We start from the raw sequence: 15576 nt of genomic DNA, 5'->3' as shown, positions 1-15576 counted from the left end.
CCGCCATGCACGAGTATCTGAGCCCCGGCCGCTTCATCGATAGTGACCACCCGGCAGTGGTGGAGTTCGCCGAGCGGCATCGCGGCGCCAGCCATGATCCGCGTAAGCAGGCGATCAGTCTTTACTACGCCGTGCGCGAGGCGGTGCGTTATAACCCCTACACCTTCAGCCGGGATCCGCAAACCTTGCGTGGCAGCTACGCGCTGGCAGCGGGGGAGAGTTACTGCGTGCCGAAAGCCACACTGCTCGCCGGTTGCGCGCGGCACTGTGGAATTGCGGCGCGCATCGGTCTGGCCGATGTGCGCAACCACCTGTCGACGCCGCGTCTGCTCGAGTTGCTGAAAAGCGATGTGTTTGCCATGCATGGCTATACCGAGCTATTTCTCGATGGCCGCTGGGTCAAGGCCACTCCGGCGTTCAATCAGCAACTGTGCGAGTTGTTTAACGTTGAAGCATTGGATTTCGATGGCATCAACGACAGCGTTTTTCACCCGTTCAACCGTGACGGCGCGCAGTTGATGGAGTATCTGATCGATCACGGCCAGTTCACCGATGTACCGGAAACTTTCTTCTTCGAGCACCTGGAAAAGTGCTACCCGCATCTGTTCAGTGCGCAGTTGCCGGTCCTGCTGGGCGATATGCAGACGGATTTGAGTCGCACCTGATCCGGCGTATGCTGGCCGTCCACTCACTTGCAAAGAGGCGGTCATGCTGAAGATCTGGGGACGGAAAAATTCGTCGAACGTCAGAAAGCCCTTATGGGCTGCCGAAGAGCTGGGCTTGGCGTACGAGGCCATCGATGCCGGCGGCGCGTTTGGTGTGGTCGACACGCCCGAGTACCGGGCGATGAATCCGAATGGCCGGGTGCCGGTGATCGAGGATGACGGTTTCGTGCTGTGGGAATCCAACGCCATCGTCCGCTACCTGCTGGCCAAACATGCGCCGGACAGCGCCTGGTATCCGGCAGACCCGCAAGCCCGCGCCACGGCGGACAAGTGGATGGACTGGACCACTTCCAGCTTCGCCGGGCCGTTTCGCACTGTCTTTTGGGGTGTGCTGCGCACGCCTGCCGAGAAGCAGGACTGGAACGCGATCAACGCCGCGATCAAGGAATGCGATGAATTGCTGAACATGGCCGATCATGCCTTGATCAGCCAGCCTTATCTGTCCGGAAACGAGATTGGCATGGGCGACATCCCGTTGGGCAGCTTCATTTATGCCTGGTTCGAAATGCCCATCGAACGCGCCGCGCAGCCCCATCTGCACGCCTGGTACCAGCGCCTGAAGCAGCGTCCGGCGTACCAGAAGGCGGTCATGACCGCGTTGACTTGATAATTACTATCGACACACTTGACTGTACTTGTGCGGCGACGGCAAGCACCATTGCGCTTCGTGTCGCGGTTGTTTCCCTCGCCGCCCGCCCTTATTTATTCCTTTCCTTCCTTCTTGGTGCATAAATCAGATATGAGTTCCGCTCTGTCCATCCGGCAGCTAACCAAAACCTACGGCAACGGGTTCCAGGCCTTGAGTGGTATCGATCTGGACGTCGCCGAGGGTGATTTTTTCGCCTTGCTCGGCCCCAACGGCGCCGGCAAATCCACCACCATCGGCATCCTCTCGACCCTGGTCAACAAGACCAGCGGCACGGTGAATATCTTCGGCCATGACCTGGACAAGAACCCGGCGGCGCTCAAGCGCTCGATCGGCGTCGTGCCTCAGGAATTCAACTTCAACCAGTTCGAAAAGACCTTCGACATCGTCGTGACCCAGGCCGGTTACTACGGCATTCCGGCGAAGATCGCCAAGGAACGCGCCGAGCAGTACCTGACCCAGCTCGGCCTGTGGGACAAGCGCGATGTGCCGTCGCGTTCGCTGTCCGGCGGCATGAAGCGGCGCCTGATGATCGCCCGTGCGCTGGTGCATGAGCCACGTCTGTTGATCCTCGATGAGCCGACCGCCGGCGTCGACATCGAGTTGCGCCGTTCGATGTGGACGTTCCTCACCGAGCTGAACCAGAAAGGCATCACCATCATCCTGACCACGCATTACCTGGAAGAGGCCGAACAGCTGTGCCGCAACATCGGCATCATCGACCACGGCACGATTGTCGAGAACACCAGCATGCGCCAGTTGCTCAGTCAGTTGCATGTCGAGACTTTCCTGCTTGATCTCAAGGGCGATCTGTCCGCCGCGCCGCAGCTGGTCGGCTACCCGTCGCGGCTGGTCGATGCGCATACGCTGGAAGTCCAGGTCGACAAGTCGATGGGCATCACCGCGCTGTTTGGCCAACTGGCGCTGCAGAACATCGAAGTGCTGAGCCTGCGTAACAAAACCAATCGCCTTGAGGAGTTGTTCGTGTCCCTGGTGGAGAAAAATCTGTCGAAGGTGGCGGTATGAGTTCCGAGTTCGGTCCCAACCTTGTCGCCCTGCAAACCATCGTTTACCGCGAGGTCAAACGCTTCATGCGGATCTGGCCGCAGACGCTACTGCCGCCGGCCATTACCATGGTTCTGTACTTTGTAATCTTCGGTAACCTGATCGGCCGGCAGATCGGCGATATGGGTGGCTTCACCTACATGGAGTACATCGTGCCGGGGCTGATCATGATGTCGGTGATCACCAACTCCTACGGCAACGTGGTTTCCAGCTTTTTCGGCAGCAAGTTCCAGCGCTCGATCGAAGAACTGATGGTTTCGCCGGTGTCACCGCACACGATTTTGATCGGCTTCACCATTGGCGGCGTATTGCGCGGTTTGGCGGTGGGTCTGATCGTGACGATGCTGTCGCTGTTTTTCACCGATTTGCAGGTGCATCACCTCGGCGTGACCATTCTGGTGGTGGTGCTGACGGCGACGATCTTTTCGCTGCTCGGTTTTATCAACGCGGTATTTGCGCGTAACTTCGACGATATCTCGATCATCCCGACCTTCGTGCTGACCCCGCTGACCTACCTGGGCGGCGTGTTCTACTCGATCACCTTGCTGCCGCCGTTCTGGCAGACCGTGTCGCTGGCCAACCCGGTGCTGCACATGGTCAATGCGTTCCGCTACGGCATCCTTGGTGTGTCGGATATCCGCATCGGCATTGCCATCACCTTCATGCTGGTGGCGACGGTGGTGCTGTATCTCGGCTGTGCGCGATTGCTGGTGAGCGGGCGCGGAATGCGCACCTGATTTCACATCCGGTCGTGGCCATCGCGAGCAGGCTCGCTCCCACATTGGAATGATTTTCCCCGTGGGAGCGAGCCTGCTCGCGAAGGGGCCCATGCAGACACCACAAAACAAAACGGCCTCCCATTGCGGAGGCCGTTTTGCATTGATTCATTTCTGCCGACTTTTCTTGCGCCGCCGCCATTGCCGCGCCACCCACCAGCGCCAGTACAGCATCACCAGGCAATAGGCGAGGGCGCCCAGCACCAGGCCGACCACCACCGAACCCAGCAGAAACGGCTGCCACAACGTTGACAGTTCACCGCTGATCCATTCCCAGGTCAGCTCATCCGGCAGGTGCCGTGCGGGCACGTCCATCAAGAACGCGCCGGCCTGATAGGTGCAGAAGAACACCGCCGGCATGGTGATCGGATTGGTCAGCCAGACCAGACTCACCGCGATCGGCATATTGCCGCGCACCATCACCGCCAGCGCAGCCGCCACCAGCATCTGCGCCGGGATCGGCAGGAAGGCCGCGAACAGGCCAACCGCCATCGCCCGGGCGACCGAATGGCGATTGAGGTGCCAGAGGTTAGGGTCATGCAGCAACGTGCCGAGAAAGCGTAAGGATTTGTGTTCCCTGATGCTCGTCGGGTCGGGCATGTATCGTTTGAATAAGCGCCGGGGCATAAGGCTTCTCGGTCGGTTAAGGCGGCAAGTATGTCTGGATTCTACGAACCACCCATTCAGACTTTGTGACAATTGTTGACGGCGGACGTGCCCGGCACCGGCTATGCCTAGGTGGGGACTCTTAAGGACGGGCATATGCGCACAGGGATGATGGCGCTGGCAGTCGGTCTGCTGGCCCCGGTTTTCATGCCGGCGTTGCCGCCGGTCGGTTTGTTGGTGGTGCTGCCAGTGGTGGCGTTGATGCTGCTGCCCTTTCGCAGCTATCCATTGGCGTGTTTTCTGTTTGGCTTCACCTGGGCCTGCGTCGGCGCGCTGTGGGCGCTGAACGATCGCTTGCCGCCGCGCCTGGACGGCGAAACCCGCTGGGTCGAAGGGCGGGTGGTCGGCTTGCCGCAGAGCAGTGACGGCGTGGTGCGTTTCGAGCTGGCCGATGCGCGCTCACGCCATGCAACGCTGCCGTCGCTGATGCGCCTGGCCTGGTACGCCGGGCCGCCGGTGAAAAGCGGTGAGCGCTGGCGCCTGGCAGTGAAGTTGAAGCGCCCCGGTGGCCTGCTCAACCCAGACGCGTTCGATTACGAGGCCTGGCTGTTGGCGCAGCGCATCGGCGCGACGGGTACGATCAAGGACGGCCAACGCCTCACGCCAGCCCGCAATGCCTGGCGCGACAGTCTTCGTCAGCGCTTGCTGGCAGTGGATGCACAGGGACGCGAGGGCGCGCTGGCCGCGCTGGTGCTGGGCGATGGTTCCGGTCTCAGCCGCGAGGACTGGCAAATTCTGCAGGACACCGGCACCGTGCATTTGCTGGTGATCTCCGGCCAGCACATTGGTTTGCTCGCGGCCGTGGTGTATCTGCTGGTCGCCGGGCTGGCGCGCTATGGGCTGTGGCCGCTGCGCTGGCCCTGGCTGCCGTGGGCCTGCGGTCTGGCATTCGCCGCAGCGCTCGGTTACGGCTTGCTCGCCGGGTTCGATGTGCCGGTGCAGCGCGCCTGTGTGATGGTGGCGCTGGTGCTGTTATGGCGCCTGCGCTTTCGCCATCTCGGTACATGGTGGCCGTTGTTACTGGCATTCAACGGCGTGCTGTTGCTTGATCCGCTGGCGAGCTTGCGGCCTGGTTTCTGGCTATCCTTTGCTGCGGTGGCGGTGCTGATTCTCACCTTCGGCGGGCGGCTGGGCGCGTGGCGCTGGTGGCAGACCTGGACGCGCGCGCAGTGGTTGATCGCGATCGGGTTGTTCCCGGTGTTGCTGGCTTTGAGCCTGCCGATCAGCGTGAGCGGGCCGTTGGCGAACCTGCTGGCGGTGCCTTGGGTCAGCCTTGTGGTGCTGCCGCCGGCATTGCTCGGAACGTTGTTATTGCCCGTGCCCTATGTTGGCGAAGGGCTGCTGTGGCTGGCGGGCGGCCTGATCGACTGGCTGTTTATCGGGCTTGCGCTGATCGCCGGACAATGGCCGGCGTGGATACCCGCAGCCATTCCATTCTGGGCACTGGCGGTGGGCGGTCTCGGCGCGGTCTTATTGCTTTTGCCCCGTGGCGTACCGCTGCGCCCATTGGGCTGGCCGCTGATGTTGCTATTGGTGCTACCGCCCCGAGAACCAATAGAAGAAGGGCAGGCCGATATCTGGCAACTCGACGTCGGCCAAGGTCTTGCCATCCTGGTTCGCACCCGCCACCACGCGGTTCTGTATGACGCCGGCCCGCGTGTCGGTGATTTTGATCTGGGCGAACGCGTGGTGCTGCCTGCGCTACGCAAACTCAACGTGCAAAAGCTCGATTTGATGCTGCTCAGTCACGCCGATGCCGATCACGCCGGCGGTGCCCGGGCGGTGAGGCGCGGCTTGCCGGTGGCGCGGATCGTCAGCGGCGATCCGCTAAACCTGCCGGCGGAACTGAACGCCGCAGCCTGTGAAAGTGGCGAGCAGTGGCAGTGGGATGGCGTGCAGTTCCAGCTCTGGCAATGGTCGGACGCGGATGACAGCAATCAGCGTTCCTGTGTGTTGCAAATCGAGGCCAACGGCGAACGCCTGTTGCTCACGGGCGACATCGACACGCACGCCGAACGCCTCCTGCTCGGCAGCCCTCTGGCGGTGCCGACGCAATGGCTGCAATCGCCGCATCACGGCAGCCGCAGTTCATCATCGATGGCCCTGCTCAACGCGCTGCAAGCGCAATCGGTACTGATCTCCCGAGGCCACGGCAATGCCTTCGGTCACCCGCATCCGACCGTGCTTGCGCGCTACCGCAAGCAAGGCCTGCGCATCTACGACAGCGCCGAGCAGGGTGCCATTCATTTGCAACTGGGTCGCTTCAAACCACCGTGGACGATGCGTCAACAGCGGCGTTTCTGGCGTGATCCGCCTGCGCCCGGCCGTTGATCGGTGCCAGCATGGATGCCACCTCACGGTCGTCGGGGCAGCGGGTCTTAAACGCCAATCGGTATGGTAAAGTGGCGCACTTTTTCGAGGGGACTGTCACTGTGTGGGAATTGGTCAAATCCGGCGGCTGGATGATGTTGCCGATCATTCTGAGTTCCATCGCGGCCATGGCGATCGTCGCCGAGCGTCTGTGGACCCTGCGCGCCAGTCGCGTCACCCCCGAGCATTTGCTGGGCCAGGTCTGGGTCTGGATCAAGGACAAGCAGCTCAACAAGGAAAAACTCAAGGAACTGCGCGCCAACTCGCCGCTGGGGGAAATCCTCGCGGCCGGCCTGGCCAACTCCAAGCATGGTCGCGAAATCATGAAAGAGTGCATCGAAGAGGCCGCCGCGCGGGTCATTCATGAACTTGAACGCTACATCAACGCCCTCGGCACCATCGCGGCCATGGCGCCGCTGCTCGGTTTGCTCGGCACTGTGCTGGGCATGATCGACATTTTCAGTGCGTTCACCGGTTCCGGCATGACCACCAACGCTTCGGTATTGGCGGGCGGTATCTCCAAGGCGCTGATTACCACCGCAGCGGGCCTGATGGTCGGCATTCCGGCGGTATTCTTCCACCGCTTCCTGCAACGTCGTATCGATGAGCTGGTGGTCGGCATGGAGCAGGAAGCAATCAAACTGGTCGAAGTGGTGCAGGGCGACCGTGACGTCGACCTCTCTGAGGGCAAAGCGTGAAATTCCGTCGCAAGCCCCGGGAAACCGTGGACATAAACCTCGCGTCGCTGATCGACGTGGTGTTCATCCTGCTGCTGTTTTTCGTAGTGACCACCACCTTCACCCGTGAAACCCAGCTGCGCGTGGACCTGCCGGAAGCCGTCAGCGGCTCGCCGGCCGAAGACCAGCAACTCAAGCAACTGGATGTCGCGATCAGCGCCGAAGGCGTGTTCTCGGTGAACAACAAGATTCTGCCGAAGAACGATCTGGCAACGCTGATGGAAGCCATGCAGAAAGAATCCAACGGCGACACCAACATGCCGTTGTCGATCAGTGCCGATGGCAAGGCCCAGCATCAATCGGTGATCACCGCCATGGACGCGGCCGGCAAGCTGGGTTTCAGCCATTTGCGCATGACGACGGTCGAGGCGGCGCCGAAATCCTGATGAGCCTGTCCGATCGTTTGCTCGCCGCGTGGTACCAGGGGCACCCGGCCCTGATGCTGCTGCGGCCGCTGGAAATGCTTTACCGCCGCGTGGTGGTCAACAAGCGCCAGCGCTTTCTCGACGGCGAAGGTGAAATCTATCAGTCGCCGGTGCCGCTGATCGTGGTCGGCAATATCACTGTCGGCGGCACCGGCAAGACGCCGATGATTCTCTGGCTGATCGAGCATTGCCGCCGGCGTGGACTGCGCGTCGGGGTGGTCAGTCGCGGTTATGGTGCCAAGCCACCGCAACTGCCGTGGCGGGTCGAGGCCGGGCACAGCGCCGAGGTTGCCGGTGACGAGCCGCTGCTGATCGTCCAGCGCACCGGCGTGCCGCTGATGATCGATCCTGATCGCAGCGCCGCCGTCAAAGCCCTGCTCGCCAGTGAGCCGCTCGACCTGATCCTCTCCGACGACGGCATGCAGCATTACCGCCTCGCGCGGGATCTGGAATTGGTGCTGATCGATGCCGCCCGTGGCCTCGGCAACAAACGCTGTCTGCCGGCCGGGCCGTTGCGTGAGCCGATCGAGCGCCTGCAAAGTGTCGACGGCGTGCTGTTCAACGGTGCCCTGGATGATCGCGACGATGGTTTCGCCTTTCGCCTGCAACCCACTGCGCTGGTCAATCTGCGCAGCGGCGAGCGCAAGCCCCTCGATCATTTCCCGGCAGGCCAGGCCGTGCACGCGGTCGCCGGCATCGGCAATCCGCAACGTTTCTTCAATACCCTCGAAGCGCTAGACTGGCGCGCAGTGCCCCATGCGTTTGCCGACCACGCCGAATACAGCGTGCAAGCCTTGAATTTCACCCCGTCATTGCCGTTGGTGATGACCGAAAAGGATGCGGTCAAGTGCCGTGCCTTCGCTGCGGACGACTGGTGGTATCTGGCGGTCGATGCCGTGCCGTCGCCGGCCTTCGTGGCCTGGTTCGACACACAGCTGATACGCCTGTTGCCGGATCGTCTTTTGCCTTAACTCTTTTTTCCTGGGAATGTTCATGGACACCAAATTGCTCGACATCCTCGCCTGCCCCGTGTGCAAAGGCCCGCTCAAGCTCAGCGCCGACAAGACCGAACTGATCAGCAAGGGCGCCGGTCTGGCGTACCCGATCCGTGACGGCATCCCGGTGATGCTGGAAAGCGAAGCCCGCACCCTGACCACCGACGAGCGTCTGGATAAATGACCACTGCCTTCACCGTTGTCATTCCATCACGTTACGCCTCGACCCGTCTGCCGGGCAAACCGCTGCTGGATATCGGCGGCAAGCCAATGATCCAGCACGTCTGGGAACAGGCGAGCAAAAGCAGCGCCAGCCGGGTCGTGGTCGCGACTGACGATGCGCGCATCGTCGAGGCCTGCAAGGGATTCGGCGCTGAAGTGGTGCTGACCCGTGAAGATCACAATTCCGGCACCGATCGTCTGGCCGAAGTGGCGGCGAAGCTGGGCCTTGAGCCGGACGCAATCGTGGTTAACGTGCAGGGCGACGAGCCGCTGATTCCGCCGAGCGTGATCGATCAGGTCGCGGCCAACCTGGCCGCCCACACCGAAGCGCGGATGGCGACGCTGGCCGAGCCGATCGAAGACGTCGAGACACTGTTCAACCCGAACGTGGTCAAGGTCGTCAGCGACCTCAATGGCCTGGCGCTGACATTCAGCCGTGCCACGCTGCCGTGGGCGCGCGATGCGTTCGCCAAAAGCCGAGAGCAACTGCCGGAAGGCGTCCCCTATCGCCGCCACATCGGCATCTACGCCTACCGCGCCGGTTTCCTGCAGGATTTCGTTAACTGGGGCACTTGCTGGCTGGAAAACACCGAATCGCTCGAACAGCTGCGTGCCCTGTGGCACGGCGTGCGCATTCATGTCGCCGATGCGCTGATCGCGCCGCCAACCGGTGTCGACACGATCGAAGACCTTGAGCGCGTTCGCCGCCTGCTGGAGGCGTGATGCGCGTTCTGTTTGTGTGCCTGGGCAACATCTGCCGGTCGCCCACGGCCGAAGGCGTGTTGCGCCACAAATTGCGCGAAGCGGGGCTGGCGGATCAGGTTGAAGTAGCCTCTGCCGGAACCGGCGACTGGCATGTCGGCAATCCGCCGGACAAACGCAGCCAGGCCACCGCGAAACTGCGCGGATATGACCTGTCGCTGCAACGCGCGCAACAGGTCAGTCGTGCCGACTTCGCCAGCTACGACCTGATTCTGGCGATGGACCACAGCAACCTGCGCAACCTCAAGGCCTTGCAACCGTCTACCGGCAAAGCCGAACTGGATCTGTTCCTGCGTCGCTACGCCGGTCTGGTCGATGAGGTGCCGGACCCGTATTACGACGGCGACCAGGGTTTCGAGCAAGTGCTGGACCTGATCGAAGCGGCTTGCGACCAACTGCTGATCGAAGTGAAGGGCCGGTTATGAGTGTGCAGGTGCAATCACAGGTTTCCCTGAAGCCGTTCAATAGCTTTGGTGTGGATGTTCGCGCGCAATTTTTTGCCGAAGCCCACAGCGATGCCGATGTGCGTGAAGCGCTGGACTATGCCAAATCTCATGAGCTGCCGTTGCTGGTCATCGGTGGCGGCAGCAACTTGCTGCTGACCGCGGATATCCAGGCGTTGGTCTTGCGCATGGCCACGCGGGGCATTCGCGTGCTCAGTGATGGCGGCAACCGCGTGGTGATCGAAGCGGAAGCCGGCGAGCCGTGGCATGCATTTGTGCAACACACTCTGGCCGAGGGTTTTTCTGGTCTGGAAAACCTCAGCCTGATCCCCGGCACCGTCGGTGCCGCGCCGATGCAGAACATCGGCGCCTACGGCGTCGAGATCAAGGATGTGTTCGCCGGTCTCACCGCGCTGGATCGCCAGTCCGGCGAGCTGCGCGATTTCAGCTTGCAAGAGTGCAACTTCGCTTACCGCGACAGCCTGTTCAAACAGCAGCCGGGGCGTTGGCTGATCCTGCGGGTGCGCTTTAACCTTGATCGCGCCGCCCACCTGCATCTGGAATACGGCCCGGTGCGTCAGCGCCTGAGCGAGCAGGGCATCGAGCAGCCGACGCCCACCGACGTCAGCCGTGCCATTTGCAGCATCCGCAGCGAAAAACTGCCGGACCCGGCGGTGCTCGGCAATGCCGGCAGCTTCTTCAAGAATCCGCTGGTGCCTGCCGCCGTGGTCGCACAGATCAAGCAGCAGCACCCGGATGTGGTGGCTTATGCGCAACCGGACGGGCAGATGAAACTCGCTGCCGGATGGCTGATCGAGCGCGCCGGCTGGAAAGGCTTTCGCGAGGCCGACGCGGGCGTGCATAAATTGCAGGCGCTGGTGCTGGTCAACTATGGCGCGGCGACCGGGCTGCAACTGCTCGACCTGGCGCAACGGATCCAGAAAGACATTGCCGAGCGTTTCAATGTCGAGCTGGAGATGGAGCCCAATCGGTATTAAGGCTACGCTTTGCCAACGCCATCAAAAGCCCTGCACTGATAGTGCAGGGCTTTTTTGTTAATGCTGGGTTAACTTAGCGAGCTAACGATACCACCCATTTGCTCCACCAAAGGCCCGGTGCAGACGTCATCGTCGGCACAAGAGAGCCTGATTAGCCTGAGTCGATCTGCGCGAACCCACCGCTGATTTTCCGGCGGCAGATTGCTCGACCCCATAACCTCCAATAACTATGCGGGCGTGCCCATGATTACCCTGAAACTCAACGGTCAAGACCATTCTCTCGATGTCACTGAAGACATGCCGCTGCTATGGGCGATTCGTGACGTCGCCGGTTACAACGGCACCAAATTCGGCTGCGGCATGGGCCTGTGTGGCGCCTGTACCATCCATATCGACGGTTCACCGGCGCGCAGTTGCATCACGCCGATCGGCTCGGTAGTCGGCCAGAACGTCACCACCATCGACAACCTGCACGCCGACCCGATCGGCAAAGTCGTCCAGCAGGCATGGCTCGACAGCGCCGTTGCACAATGCGGTTATTGCCAGGGCGGGCAAATCATGTCCGCCACCGCTTTGTTGAAAACCAACCCGAACCCCAGCGACGAGCAGATCGAAGAAGCCATGGTCGGCAATATTTGCCGCTGCGGTACGTACAACCGGATCAAGACGGCCATCCGCCAGGCTTCCACCCACCTGAAGGAGGCCAAGGCATGAGCCGCCTTCCGAATGATTTCGCCCTGAGCAACCTCAGCCGTCGTGGCTTTCTCAAAGGCGTCGGCGCCACCGGAGCGCTGGTACTGGCCGCGAGCTGGGGCTGGCAGGATGCATTGGCCGAAGACGCGCCGAAGAAATTTGGCGCCGACGGCATGCCCAATGGCTGGATCGACGACCCCAAGGTTTATGTGAGCATCGCCGCCGACGGCAGCGTCACCGTGGTGTGCAACCGTTCGGAAATGGGCCAGGGCGTGCGCACCAGCCTGACCATGGTCGTCGCCGATGAGCTGGAGGCCGATTGGGCTCAGGTCAAGGTGCAACAGGCGCCGGGCGATGAAGTGCGTTTCGGCAACCAGGACACCGACGGTTCGCGCAGCATGCGCCATTGGTATGAGCCGATGCGTCGTTGCGGTGCGGCCGCGCGGACCATGCTTGAGCAAGCGGCCGCCGCGCAGTGGAAGGTGCCGGTCGGCGAATGCCACGCGCAGCTACACAAAGTCATCCATAAACCGACCGGTCGCGAGCTGGGCTATGGCGAACTCGCCGCTGCCGCGAGTGCGTTGGCGGTGCCGGCGCGTGACAGCCTGCGCCTGAAGCAACCGTCGGAATTTCGCTACATCGGCAAGGAAGGCACCAAGGCCATCGACGGTGCCGATATCGTCAATGGCCGTGCGGTGTACGGCGCCGACGTGCATTTCGATGGCATGCTCTACGCCACCATCGCCCGCCCGGCGGTCTATGGCGGCAAGGTCAAAAGCCTGGATGACAGCGCCGCGCTGAAAGTGCCCGGCGTGCTAAAAGTGATTCGAATCGAAAGCCGTCCGTTGCCGTCGGAGTTCCAGCCACTGGGCGGCGTAGCCGTAGTGGCGAGCAATACCTGGGCGGCGATCAAAGGCCGCGAGGCGCTGAAGATCGAGTGGGACGATGGCCCGAATGCCAGCTATGACTCGATTGCCTATCGCAAGGAGCTTGAAGCGGCTTCGCTGAAACCCGGCAAAGTGGTGCGCAACACCGGTGACATCGACAAGGCCTTGAGCGGCGCCGCCAGCACGCTCGAGGCGTCTTATTACTTACCGCATCTGGCGCAGGCGCCAATGGAGCCGATGGTTGCCGTTGCCCGTTTCCATGACGGCGTTTGCGAAGCCTGGGCACCGAGTCAGGCACCGCAAGTCACCCGTGAGCGCATCGCCGAGCGTCTGGGCGTGCCGTTCGACAAGGTCACCTTCAATGTGACGCTGCTGGGCGGTGGTTTCGGCCGCAAGTCGAAACCGGACTTCGTGGTTGAAGCCGCAATCCTCGCCAAGGAGTTTCCGGGCAAGGCCGTACGGGTGCAGTGGACGCGTGAAGACGACATCCACAATTCGTATTTCCACACCGTGTCGGCCGAGTACCTGAAGGCCAGCGTCGACAAGAACGGCATGCCGTCCGGCTGGTTGCATCGCACCGTGGCCCCGAGCATCACCGCGTTGTTCGCGCCGGACATGAACCATGAGGCGGCGTTCGAACTGGGCATGGGCTTCACCAACATGGCCTACGCAATTCCCAACGTGCGTCTGGAGAACCCCGAAGCCAGGGTACACACGCGGGTTGGCTGGTATCGCTCGGTGTCGAACATTCCCCATGGTTTTGCGATCCAGAGTTTTGTCGATGAGTTGGCGCACAAGGCCGGGCAAGATCCGCTCAAGTACCAGATCAAGCTGCTGGGTCCGGACCGGCAGATTGATCCGCGCACGCTGAGCGAGGAGTGGAACTACGGCGAATCCCCTGAGCGCTATCCGATCGATACCGGGCGCATGCGCACCGTACTGGAAACTGCGGCCAAAGCCGCCGGATGGGGGCGCAAACTGCCCAAGGGCCGTGGTCTCGGTCTGGCGGTGCATTACAGCTTCGTCACCTACGTGGCAGCGGTGATCGAAGTCGAGGTCAAGGACGACGGCACGCTGATCGTGCATAAGGCAGATATCGCCGTCGATTGCGGGCCGCAAATCAACCCCGAGCGGATTCGTTCGCAGTTCGAAGGCGCCTGCGTCATGGGCCTAGGCAATGCTGTGCTGGGCGAAATCAGCTTCAAGGACGGCAAGGTCCAGCAGGACAACTTCCACATGTACGAAGTGGCGCGCATGTCGCTGGCGCCGAAAGAAGTGGCCGTGCATCTGGTCACGCCGCCCGATGAAGTGCCATTGGGCGGGGTTGGCGAACCGGGCGTGCCACCGATTGCGCCGGCGCTGTGCAATGCGATTTTTGCCGCTACCGGCAAGCGCATCCGCAACCTGCCAGTGCGTTATCAGTTGCAGGGCTGGCAAAAGGCAGAAGCGTAATGGACAGCGTCGACCTCAATGTCCTGCGCAGCGTGCTGGAATGGCGTCGCGCCGGACAACGGGTGGTGCTGTTCAGCGTGGTCCAGACCTGGGGCACCGCGCCCCGGGCACCTGGCGCCATGCTGGCATTGCGCGAGGATGGTGTGGTGATCGGTTCGGTGTCGGGCGGGTGTGTCGAGGATGACTTGATCGCCCGGCTGCACGACGGCCGGATCGCCACCGACGGCCCGCCGGTACAGATGATCACCTACGGTGTGACCCGCGAGGAGGCTGCGCGTTTCGGCCTGCCTTGCGGGGGCACCCTGCGTTTGACCGAGGAGCGTGTTGGCGATCCGGCGTGGGTGGCCGAACTGCTGCAGCGTTGCGAAAACCATGAAATTGTCGCTCGCGAGCTGAACATCGACACCGGAAAGGTGGTTCTTGCGCCGGCGAATAAAGCCGATTCGCTGGTGTTCGACGGCAAGACCCTGCGGGCGATTTACGGCCCGCGCTGGCGCTTGTTGTTGATCGGCGCCGGGCAGTTGTCGCGCTACGTTGCGGACATGGCGCGGCTGCTGGATTTCGAAGTGCTGATCTGCGATCCGCGCACCGAGTTCGTTTACGGCTGGGAAGAGCAGCACGGTCGATTCGTGGCCGGCATGCCGGATGAGGCGGTGCTGAACATCCAGACTGACGAGCGTACGGCGATTGTCGCGTTGACCCATGATCCGCGTCTGGATGACATGGCGTTACTCACGGCGCTGGATTCGCCGGCCTTCTACGTCGGTGCGCTCGGCTCGCGGATCAACAGCCGCAAACGCCGGGAAAACCTCGCTGAGCTAGGCTTGTCGCAAGCGTCGATCGATCGCCTGCACGGGCCGATCGGTTTACACATTGGCAGCCACTCGCCGGCGGAGATCGCCTTGTCCTTGCTGGCGGAGATTGTCGCGATCAAGAACGGCGTAGAGCTGAAACAGAAGAAACCGCTGGAGGGCGTATGAGCCGATCCATCGCAGTGATTGTGCTGGCGGCGGGCGAGGGCAGTCGCTTTCGCCAGGTCGCCGGCCCTGATAAGGACAAATTGCTGGCTGACTGCACGGGGCGCGACGGCGCGGTGCGTTCGGTGATTGAACAGGTGCTGGTGAATTTGCCGGCCAGCCTCGACAAGCGTGTGCTGGTGACGACTGAGGCACGGCCGCAGGCGATGCGCATGGCGCAGGCTTATGGCTGCGACGTCGTGTCGATCGAATCGACCGGGATGGGCGACAGCATTGCCGCCGGTGTTGCTGCGTGCGCCGATGCGGATGGCTGGTTGATTATCCTTGGCGATATGCCGTTTATCCTGCCATCGAGTATTGAGCAGGTGGCCGCGGCGATGGCCGATGATGCGGTGAGCGTGCCGGTGCTGGGCGACGAGTTTGGGCATCCCGTGGGGTTTGGGCGTGGGTTTGGCGCGCAGTTGCAGGCGCTGACCGGCGATCGTGGGGCTCGGCCGTTATTCGCGCAGGGGCGGGTGATGGAAGTGGCGGTGGATGATCCCGGGGTGTTGTGGGATATCGATGTGCCTGAATCTCTGGTATTTCCTCAATCCTGAGCCCTGCATAGTTCCCTGTAGGAGTGAGCCTGCTCGCGAAAGCGGTGGTTCAGCTAAAGATGTGCTGACTGACACACTGCTATCGCGAGCAGGCTCACTCCTACGATGAACATCGGTGCGGTCTGGATTGCATGCATAAAA

General features: G+C 62.0%; 17 protein-coding genes. 16 read left to right on the top strand and 1 reads right to left on the bottom strand.

What is annotated here, in order from left to right:
• Positions 1-5: 5 nt before the first annotated feature.
• The 4 genes from HU765_RS12375 to HU765_RS12360 all read left to right on the top strand — a co-directional run bounded on the left by HU765_RS12375 (position 6) and on the right by HU765_RS12360 (position 3173).
• Positions 6-665, top strand: a complete 660-nt coding sequence (locus tag HU765_RS12375; protein ID WP_186620805.1) for a transglutaminase family protein — start codon at positions 6-8, stop codon at positions 663-665.
• A 43-nt stretch (positions 666-708) separates the two neighbouring features.
• Entirely contained in the window at positions 709-1332 is a 624-nt protein-coding gene (locus HU765_RS12370; RefSeq protein ID WP_186620803.1) for a glutathione S-transferase, read from the top strand.
• 132 nt (positions 1333-1464) lie between these two features.
• Entirely contained in the window at positions 1465-2397 is a 933-nt protein-coding gene (locus HU765_RS12365) for an ABC transporter ATP-binding protein (protein ID WP_186546949.1), read from the top strand.
• Positions 2394-3173, top strand: coding sequence for an ABC transporter permease (locus HU765_RS12360; protein ID WP_186620801.1), 780 nt, complete (start codon positions 2394-2396; stop codon positions 3171-3173). Before HU765_RS12365 ends, HU765_RS12360 begins: the two co-directional genes overlap by 4 nt.
• A 147-nt stretch (positions 3174-3320) precedes the next feature.
• Here the strand turns inward: HU765_RS12360 and HU765_RS12355 are convergent, their stop codons facing one another.
• Positions 3321-3839 (bottom strand): DUF2062 domain-containing protein, encoded by a 519-nt coding sequence (locus HU765_RS12355; RefSeq protein WP_186546951.1) that lies wholly within the window; start codon positions 3837-3839, stop codon positions 3321-3323.
• A gap of 135 nt (positions 3840-3974) precedes the next feature.
• Between HU765_RS12355 and HU765_RS12350 the strand changes: the two genes are divergently transcribed.
• From HU765_RS12350 to HU765_RS12295, 12 genes are all read left to right on the top strand, one after another.
• Positions 3975-6209 carry a DNA internalization-related competence protein ComEC/Rec2 gene (locus HU765_RS12350; RefSeq protein ID WP_186620799.1) on the top strand — a complete coding sequence of 745 codons (2235 nt, stop codon included), beginning with the start codon at positions 3975-3977 and terminating at the stop codon, positions 6207-6209.
• Between the two features lie 101 nt (positions 6210-6310).
• On the top strand, positions 6311-6946 hold the full coding sequence (locus HU765_RS12345) for a MotA/TolQ/ExbB proton channel family protein (RefSeq protein WP_186546953.1): 636 nt from the start codon (positions 6311-6313) through the stop codon (positions 6944-6946).
• The gene (locus tag HU765_RS12340) at positions 6943-7371 is read left to right on the top strand and encodes a biopolymer transporter ExbD (RefSeq protein WP_186620797.1); all 429 of its coding nucleotides are present in this window, start codon (positions 6943-6945) and stop codon (positions 7369-7371) included. The genes HU765_RS12345 and HU765_RS12340 overlap by 4 nt, the downstream gene beginning before the upstream one ends.
• Positions 7371-8381 carry a tetraacyldisaccharide 4'-kinase gene (lpxK, locus tag HU765_RS12335; RefSeq protein ID WP_186620795.1) on the top strand — a complete coding sequence of 337 codons (1011 nt, stop codon included), beginning with the start codon at positions 7371-7373 and terminating at the stop codon, positions 8379-8381. The genes HU765_RS12340 and lpxK overlap by 1 nt, the downstream gene beginning before the upstream one ends.
• A gap of 22 nt (positions 8382-8403) precedes the next feature.
• Positions 8404-8589 (top strand): Trm112 family protein, encoded by a 186-nt coding sequence (locus HU765_RS12330; RefSeq protein WP_003179363.1) that lies wholly within the window; start codon positions 8404-8406, stop codon positions 8587-8589.
• A complete protein-coding gene (kdsB, locus tag HU765_RS12325) occupies positions 8586-9350 on the top strand; it encodes a 3-deoxy-manno-octulosonate cytidylyltransferase (protein ID WP_186620793.1) in 765 nt (254 codons plus the stop codon). Before HU765_RS12330 ends, kdsB begins: the two co-directional genes overlap by 4 nt.
• Positions 9350-9814, top strand: coding sequence for a low molecular weight protein-tyrosine-phosphatase (locus tag HU765_RS12320; protein ID WP_186620791.1), 465 nt, complete (start codon positions 9350-9352; stop codon positions 9812-9814). Before kdsB ends, HU765_RS12320 begins: the two co-directional genes overlap by 1 nt.
• Complete coding sequence (murB, locus tag HU765_RS12315) at positions 9811-10830, top strand: UDP-N-acetylmuramate dehydrogenase (RefSeq protein ID WP_186620789.1); 1020 nt, start codon at positions 9811-9813, stop codon at positions 10828-10830. The genes HU765_RS12320 and murB overlap by 4 nt, the downstream gene beginning before the upstream one ends.
• Before the next feature lie 243 nt (positions 10831-11073).
• Positions 11074-11544 (top strand): (2Fe-2S)-binding protein, encoded by a 471-nt coding sequence (locus tag HU765_RS12310; RefSeq protein ID WP_186546958.1) that lies wholly within the window; start codon positions 11074-11076, stop codon positions 11542-11544.
• Positions 11541-13862 (top strand): xanthine dehydrogenase family protein molybdopterin-binding subunit, encoded by a 2322-nt coding sequence (locus HU765_RS12305; protein WP_186620785.1) that lies wholly within the window; start codon positions 11541-11543, stop codon positions 13860-13862. Before HU765_RS12310 ends, HU765_RS12305 begins: the two co-directional genes overlap by 4 nt.
• Positions 13862-14842, top strand: coding sequence for an XdhC family protein (locus HU765_RS12300; RefSeq protein ID WP_186620784.1), 981 nt, complete (start codon positions 13862-13864; stop codon positions 14840-14842). Before HU765_RS12305 ends, HU765_RS12300 begins: the two co-directional genes overlap by 1 nt.
• Positions 14839-15435 carry a nucleotidyltransferase family protein gene (locus HU765_RS12295; protein ID WP_186620781.1) on the top strand — a complete coding sequence of 199 codons (597 nt, stop codon included), beginning with the start codon at positions 14839-14841 and terminating at the stop codon, positions 15433-15435. The genes HU765_RS12300 and HU765_RS12295 overlap by 4 nt, the downstream gene beginning before the upstream one ends.
• Positions 15436-15576 lie beyond the last annotated feature (141 nt).

It is taken from the genome of Pseudomonas sp. SWRI81 (assembly GCF_014268545.1).
Lineage (GTDB): Bacteria > Pseudomonadota > Gammaproteobacteria > Pseudomonadales > Pseudomonadaceae > Aquipseudomonas > Aquipseudomonas hamedanensis.
The sequence above is the reverse complement of the archived record's forward strand: the minus strand, read 5'-3'. Positions and strand labels throughout refer to the sequence as shown.

Coding starts and splice junctions, on each gene's coding strand:
- HU765_RS12375 (WP_186620805.1), top strand. CDS start 6: ATGCACGAGTATCTGAGCCCCGGCCGCTTCATCGATAGTGACCACCCG.
- HU765_RS12370 (WP_186620803.1), top strand. CDS start 709: ATGCTGAAGATCTGGGGACGGAAAAATTCGTCGAACGTCAGAAAGCCC.
- HU765_RS12365 (WP_186546949.1), top strand. CDS start 1,465: ATGAGTTCCGCTCTGTCCATCCGGCAGCTAACCAAAACCTACGGCAAC.
- HU765_RS12360 (WP_186620801.1), top strand. CDS start 2,394: ATGAGTTCCGAGTTCGGTCCCAACCTTGTCGCCCTGCAAACCATCGTT.
- HU765_RS12355 (WP_186546951.1), bottom strand. CDS start 3,839: ATGCCCCGGCGCTTATTCAAACGATACATGCCCGACCCGACGAGCATC.
- HU765_RS12350 (WP_186620799.1), top strand. CDS start 3,975: ATGCGCACAGGGATGATGGCGCTGGCAGTCGGTCTGCTGGCCCCGGTT.
- lpxK (WP_186620795.1), top strand. CDS start 7,371: ATGAGCCTGTCCGATCGTTTGCTCGCCGCGTGGTACCAGGGGCACCCG.
- HU765_RS12330 (WP_003179363.1), top strand. CDS start 8,404: ATGGACACCAAATTGCTCGACATCCTCGCCTGCCCCGTGTGCAAAGGC.
- kdsB (WP_186620793.1), top strand. CDS start 8,586: ATGACCACTGCCTTCACCGTTGTCATTCCATCACGTTACGCCTCGACC.
- HU765_RS12320 (WP_186620791.1), top strand. CDS start 9,350: ATGCGCGTTCTGTTTGTGTGCCTGGGCAACATCTGCCGGTCGCCCACG.
- murB (WP_186620789.1), top strand. CDS start 9,811: ATGAGTGTGCAGGTGCAATCACAGGTTTCCCTGAAGCCGTTCAATAGC.
- HU765_RS12310 (WP_186546958.1), top strand. CDS start 11,074: ATGATTACCCTGAAACTCAACGGTCAAGACCATTCTCTCGATGTCACT.
- HU765_RS12305 (WP_186620785.1), top strand. CDS start 11,541: ATGAGCCGCCTTCCGAATGATTTCGCCCTGAGCAACCTCAGCCGTCGT.
- HU765_RS12300 (WP_186620784.1), top strand. CDS start 13,862: ATGGACAGCGTCGACCTCAATGTCCTGCGCAGCGTGCTGGAATGGCGT.
- HU765_RS12295 (WP_186620781.1), top strand. CDS start 14,839: ATGAGCCGATCCATCGCAGTGATTGTGCTGGCGGCGGGCGAGGGCAGT.